This is a genomic window from Frankia gtarii, assembly GCF_025403375.1.
GTDB classification, from domain to species: domain Bacteria; phylum Actinomycetota; class Actinomycetes; order Frankiales; family Frankiaceae; genus Frankia; species Frankia gtarii.
This window is the reverse complement of record NZ_JAMPTM010000379.1, coordinates 1-5,119: the sequence shown is the minus strand read 5'-3', so window position 1 is coordinate 5,119 and position 5,119 is coordinate 1. Positions and strand designations below refer to the sequence as shown.

Genomic DNA, 5,119 nt, shown 5'->3' with positions numbered 1-5,119 from the left:
GGCCCAGCCACCCCCGCCGACCAAGACATCAGCGCCTTCCCAGACATCAGCGCCTTCCAGGCTGCCGGCCCCAGCGGACAGTCCCCCGCACCGGAGCCGTCCGACCAGACCTCGATGATGGGCGGCTCGGACGATCTACTCCTTCCGGCCGGCCACGCGCAGCCGACAAGAGACGGCGCACCGGAACTCCTGCCGGCCTCCCGGTGGACCTCCCTCATCGATGCGGTACTGGCCAGGCCGCTGATGAGCCCCCTCGGGACGGAGCCCCACCCCGATGTTCACGACGACCTCGGCCCGCATTTCCGCTATTCCGCCGTCACTATTGTCACCGTGGACCTTCGGGAATATTCTCTGACACGAACTCGCGTGCTGGACGCTCGCGACCTCAGACCCCCCGTCGTCCGACAATCGCCACGTGCGCTCTGGGCCGAGGAGAGACAGGCCCTCGGGGATGCATGTACCTTCGATTCTCGATTTATCCTGGTACCGCCGGCTCACGATCTCCAGCCGTGCGATCGGCAGATCAGGCCCCTCGGGACAATCAATCGGCCTTCCATCAAAACGGTCGCCGACGTCATGCGAAACGACATCCCTGTCCCGGTGATCTCCGCCGAGACGACCATTCACAAGGCGCTGGAACGGATGTTCGCCGCCGCGGCCCAGGTGTCGGCGGTGGAGGCGGGTTCCCACCTCGTCGGCGTCATCCGCCTGGCAGATCTGGCGCAGCGGCTCGCCGCCGCCCAGGGCTCTCCGTCGATCGAGCGGATCACCGGGCTGATTCATCCGGCGGACTTCGTGCCTCCGGACACTCCGCTGGAGGCGGCCCGACGAATGCTCGCCCGCGATCCCGCCGGGATCGTCATCGTCCGTGGCCGGAATGGCCGACGTCTCGGATACATCACCGCCGAGCTTCTGCTCACCAGTCCCGACAAGGACGACGGGCCTTCCGCCCCATCCCTGGGCCGGCCGGGAGCAGTCACTCCTGTTCTCCTGCCGTCCCGCCCGCTTCCCTCGAAGACTGGACGCCGCGCAACTGCCACGTGAGCCGGGCGCAGGCGCGTCACGGCAGGGCCGGCGGGCGTCGAACCGGGCTTACCGCGAGCCACTCGTGGATCGGCTCCCCGCCCGCTCCCGGCGCGGCTGACAGGGCATGCACGTCCTCGACGTCACCAGGGACTTCCCGCTCAGCGGCCCGGACGGGGAGACGTGGTTTCCGGAGCCGCGAGTGAGACGGGCTCGGCCGTACGGGAGGCGTAGGCGTCGCGGGCGGCCAGCAGGGCGGGCAGGTGCTCGTCGGCCCAGCGGCAGCTAGTCGCGATGAGGTCGAGCAGAGCTCGGCCCAGGGACGTCAGCTCGTACTCGACCCGTGGGGGCACCTCGGCATGGACAGTGCGGGTGATCATGCCGTCGCGTTCGAGTGCCCGCAGGGTCTGCGTGAGCACCTTGGGTGTGGTGATGTGCATCGGCACGCGGAGCTCCGAGAAGCGGCGGGGGCCCTGCTCCAGGCAGACGACGACCATCGCCGACCACTTGTCACCGATCCTGATCGGCATGACGCTGTTCGGGCAGGCCGGGTGGAACATGTCCGGGCGCAGCAGCTCCATCGGTATCCTCACGGTAATCAGATTCCTTTGAAGTAACCAGTATTTCACGGGTTACCTTCGCGTCCCCTCGCACGGCCGGCCGGCGGCTGCGCGGGAAGTCGGGATACGAAGGAGTTCATTGATGCGCGCCGTTCGTTTCCACGAGTACGGTCCACCCGATGTCCTGCGGGTCGACGAGGTACCCGATCCGCGGCCGGGCCCCGGCGAGCTGCTGATCCGGGTCACGGCCGCCGGCATCGGGTTCGCCGACGTCCAGATCCGCGCCGGGCTCATGCGCGACGTGCTGCCCGACCTTCCGCTGCCGTTCGCCCCGGGATTCGAGGTCGCGGGCGACGTCGTCGCGGTCGGCCCCGGCGTCGACCCGGCGGCGATCGGCCGGCGGACGGTGGGCGCGACGGCTCATGGCGGCTACGCGGAGCTCGCCGTGCTGCCCGAGGCCACGGCGCTGCCCCTACCGGCAAGTCTCGACGACCCGACGGCGGTCGCGCTGCTCGGTCAGGGCGCCACCGCGATCGGGGTGGTCGAGGCCGCCGGCCTCGGGCCCGCGGACACGGTGCTGGTGCAGGCCGCCGCCGGCGGGGTGGGCAGCCTGCTCGTGCAGCTCGCCCGCCGCGCCGGCGCCACCGTGATCGCCGCCGCCCGAGGCGACCGCAAACGCGAGCTCGCCCGGCAGCTCGGCGCGCACGTCGTGGTCGACTCCGGGGAGCCGGACTGGCCGCGACGCGCAGGCGAGGCGGCGGGCGCAAGCGTCACCGTGGTGCTGGAGGGCACCGGCGGAGCCGTGTCGCAGGCCGCGTTCGACCTGCTGGCACCGGGCGTCGGCCGGATGGTGCTCTACGGGACGGCCAGCGGCCAGCCGCCACGCATCGACCCCCTCGCCGTGTATCACCGGGGTCTCTCGGTCACCGGCTTCGCCTCCCCGGCGCTGCCCGCACGACGGCTTACCCAGTTGCGGGAGCAGGCGTTGGCACTCGGCAGCAGCGGGGTGCTTCGGCCGATCATCGGCAGCACCCTGGCCCTGTCGCAGGCCGCCGAAGCCCACCGAGGCGCCGAAGGTCGCACCACCGTCGGAAAGACAGTCCTGCTTCCCTGACCGCGGGCGGTGATCGGGATCGGGATCACCCGCCCGGCCGGCCGGCGAAGCAGGGTTCGCCGACGGACAGCTCGCCCGCGTCCCAGGTGGTGATCGAGGTGGAGCAGGACGGCGAGCCAGCCGAGGCCCAGGCCCGTCGCGCTGCGGCACCTCCAGGTGGCACCGAACTGCGACGTAACCCGGCCAAGGCGAACATTCACCCTATGCGCGCAGCCGCGACCCGCCGCAATGACGACGTTCCGGCGCCGTGACCCAAGAGATGCCGAACCGCCCGACCAGCGGATGCATGGGCGATGTACCGTACGCCGGTCCCGACGACCGACAGATCGCGGCCGCCAGGGACCGATCGCCCCTGCCCCCGGTCGCGCCTTTGGAGTGCCTGTCAAGATGACGCGTCGCAAGGATGAGGCGGCGCCACCCGCCACGCCCACCGCCACCACCGGTGGGCGCCTGCCCGTGCCCGCTCTCATCGCGACCCTCACCGTCCTCGTCGGGCTGATCGACGTCATCACCGCGATCAGCCACCGACCGACCGGGTGGACCTGGCTCGGCCGGTTGATCCCCGGGATGGTGACGCAGGCCGCGACCGGAACCAGCGTGGGCGCCGGCCTGCTGCTCATCGGGCTGGCCCACGGGCTGCGCCGACGCAAGCGGCGGGCCTGGCGGGCGGCGCTGACCCTGTCCGGTGCGGCCGTGCTGCTGGACCTGGCCCGGGGCCTCGCCGTCGTCCCCGCCGCGATCGACCTCGTCCCGTTCGCCGTCCTGATCGCCACCCGGCGCCGTTTTCCCGCCGCCGGCGATCCCCGGACCCGGTGGCGGGCGCTGGGCGCCCTCGCCGCGCTGGCCGCCGCGGATCTGACCGTCGGGCTCGCCCTCATCCACTTCCGCCACGGCAGCGGCGACCTCGGCGCGCACGTCGAGCACGTGCTGGCGGGCCTCGCGGGGATCACCGGACCGGCCCGGTTCGCCCGCCCCGGCGACGGCGACCTCGTCGGCGCGGTCCTGCTGGCCCTCGGCGCGCTCACCGTCGGCGTCCCCGGCTACCTGGCGTTACGGCCGGCCACCCCGGTCGCCGCGCTGACGGCGGCCGACGGCACCCGGCTGCGGGCGCTGCTGACCCGCCACGGCGGCCGGGACTCCCTGGGCTATGTGGCCCTGCGGCGCGACCGCAGCGTGCTGTGGTCGCCGTCGGGCAAGGCCGCGATCAGCTATCGGGTCGTCGGCGGGGTGGCGCTCGCCGCCGGCGATCCGATCGGCGACCCGGAGGCCTGGCCGGGGGCGATCCGCCCGTTCCTCGACCTCGCCGCCGCCCACTCCTGGGTGCCCGCGGTCCTCGGCTGCAGCCCCGACGGCGGGCGCGCCTACCAGCGGGCCGGCCTGCGGGTCCTCGAACTCGGCGACGAGGCGGTCGTGCGGACCGCGGCGTTCAGCCTGGACGGACGGGCGATGCGCGGCGTGCGGCAGGCCGTGGCCCGGGTCGAACGCGCCGGCTACACGGCACGGATCGACCGGGTCGCCGACCTCGACCCCGCCGAACGGGCGGCGCTGGCGGACCGGGCGTCGGCCTGGCGTTCCTGCGGCACCGAACGCGGCTTCTCCATGGCGCTGGGCCGCGTCGGTGCCCCCGAGGACCCCGACAGCGTGGTCGTGCGGGCGTTCCAGGACGGACGCCTACGCGGCCTGCTGACCTTCCTGCCCTGGGGTTCGGACGGCCTGTCCCTGGACGCGATGCGCCGCGAACGGACCGCCGCGAACGGGCTGACCGAGTTCATGGTCGTGGCTCTGCTTCGCGAAGCCCACCGGCTCGGCGTCACCCGGGTGTCACTCAACTTCGCCGCCTTCCGTGCCACCCTGGCCCGCGGGGAACGCCTCGGCGCGACGCCCGCGCTGCGGCTGACGCGCCGGCTGCTGCTCACCGCGTCCCGCTGGTTCCAGATCGAGTCGATCTACCGCTTCAACGCCAAGTTCGACCCGGACTGGCAGCCCCGCTACGGCTGCTACCCGACCACCCGCGACCTTCCCCGCGTCATGCTCGCCGCCCTACGCGCCGAGGCCCTGCTCACCCGCCCCTCGCTACCCAGACGCCGGCCGCATCTGCCCTCAGCATCCCTCGGCATCGACAGTGCGCAGCCCGACCCGACACCCGTCACCTCGGCCGGTGACTCCCCGACCGGTGACTCCCCGACCGCGGAATCGGCGGCAGGCGACGCCACGGCCGACCACTCGCCACAGGCAGGATCCGCAGGCGCAGAGTCCGAACGGGCAGGGCTCCCGGCACGGGCCACCGGCCGCCGCCGGGATGGTCTGCATCCGGCGGACGGCGGCCACTCCCGGGAGACTCGACGCGGCCGGGAGCCCAAACAGACCCACGAGGGCAGCCACCCCCGCGACGGTGCCCGCCGCTCCCCGCACAGGGCGGCCC

General features: G+C 73.1%; 4 protein-coding genes. 3 read left to right on the top strand and 1 reads right to left on the bottom strand.

Features of this window, described 5'->3' with window-relative positions:
• Nucleotides 1-117: 117 nt before the first annotated feature.
• Entirely contained in the window at nucleotides 118-1,044 is a 927-nt protein-coding gene (locus NBZ83_RS29870; RefSeq protein WP_261576290.1) for a CBS domain-containing protein, read from the top strand.
• A gap of 140 nt (nucleotides 1,045-1,184) precedes the next feature.
• Here NBZ83_RS29870 and NBZ83_RS29865 read toward each other — a convergent pair whose 3' ends face one another.
• The gene (locus tag NBZ83_RS29865) at nucleotides 1,185-1,604 is read right to left on the bottom strand and encodes a winged helix-turn-helix transcriptional regulator (RefSeq protein WP_261576289.1); all 420 of its coding nucleotides are present in this window, start codon (nucleotides 1,602-1,604) and stop codon (nucleotides 1,185-1,187) included.
• Nucleotides 1,605-1,725: 121 nt separating this feature from the next.
• Here NBZ83_RS29865 and NBZ83_RS29860 point away from each other — a divergent pair, with 121 nt between their 5' ends.
• Both NBZ83_RS29860 and NBZ83_RS29855 read left to right on the top strand, forming a co-directional pair.
• Nucleotides 1,726-2,697, top strand: coding sequence for a quinone oxidoreductase family protein (locus NBZ83_RS29860; RefSeq protein ID WP_261571182.1), 972 nt, complete (start codon nucleotides 1,726-1,728; stop codon nucleotides 2,695-2,697).
• Between the two features lie 387 nt (nucleotides 2,698-3,084).
• Nucleotides 3,085-5,119 (top strand): phosphatidylglycerol lysyltransferase domain-containing protein (locus tag NBZ83_RS29855; RefSeq protein WP_261576288.1); only part of this gene is annotated, 2,035 nt, incomplete at its 3' end.

What these genes read in the sequence shown, in the direction of transcription:
- NBZ83_RS29870 (WP_261576290.1), top strand. Translation starts at nt 118, where the DNA reads ATGGGCGGCTCGGACGATCTACTCCTTCCGGCCGGCCACGCGCAGCCG.
- NBZ83_RS29865 (WP_261576289.1), bottom strand. Translation starts at nt 1,604, where the DNA reads ATGGAGCTGCTGCGCCCGGACATGTTCCACCCGGCCTGCCCGAACAGC.
- NBZ83_RS29860 (WP_261571182.1), top strand. Translation starts at nt 1,726, where the DNA reads ATGCGCGCCGTTCGTTTCCACGAGTACGGTCCACCCGATGTCCTGCGG.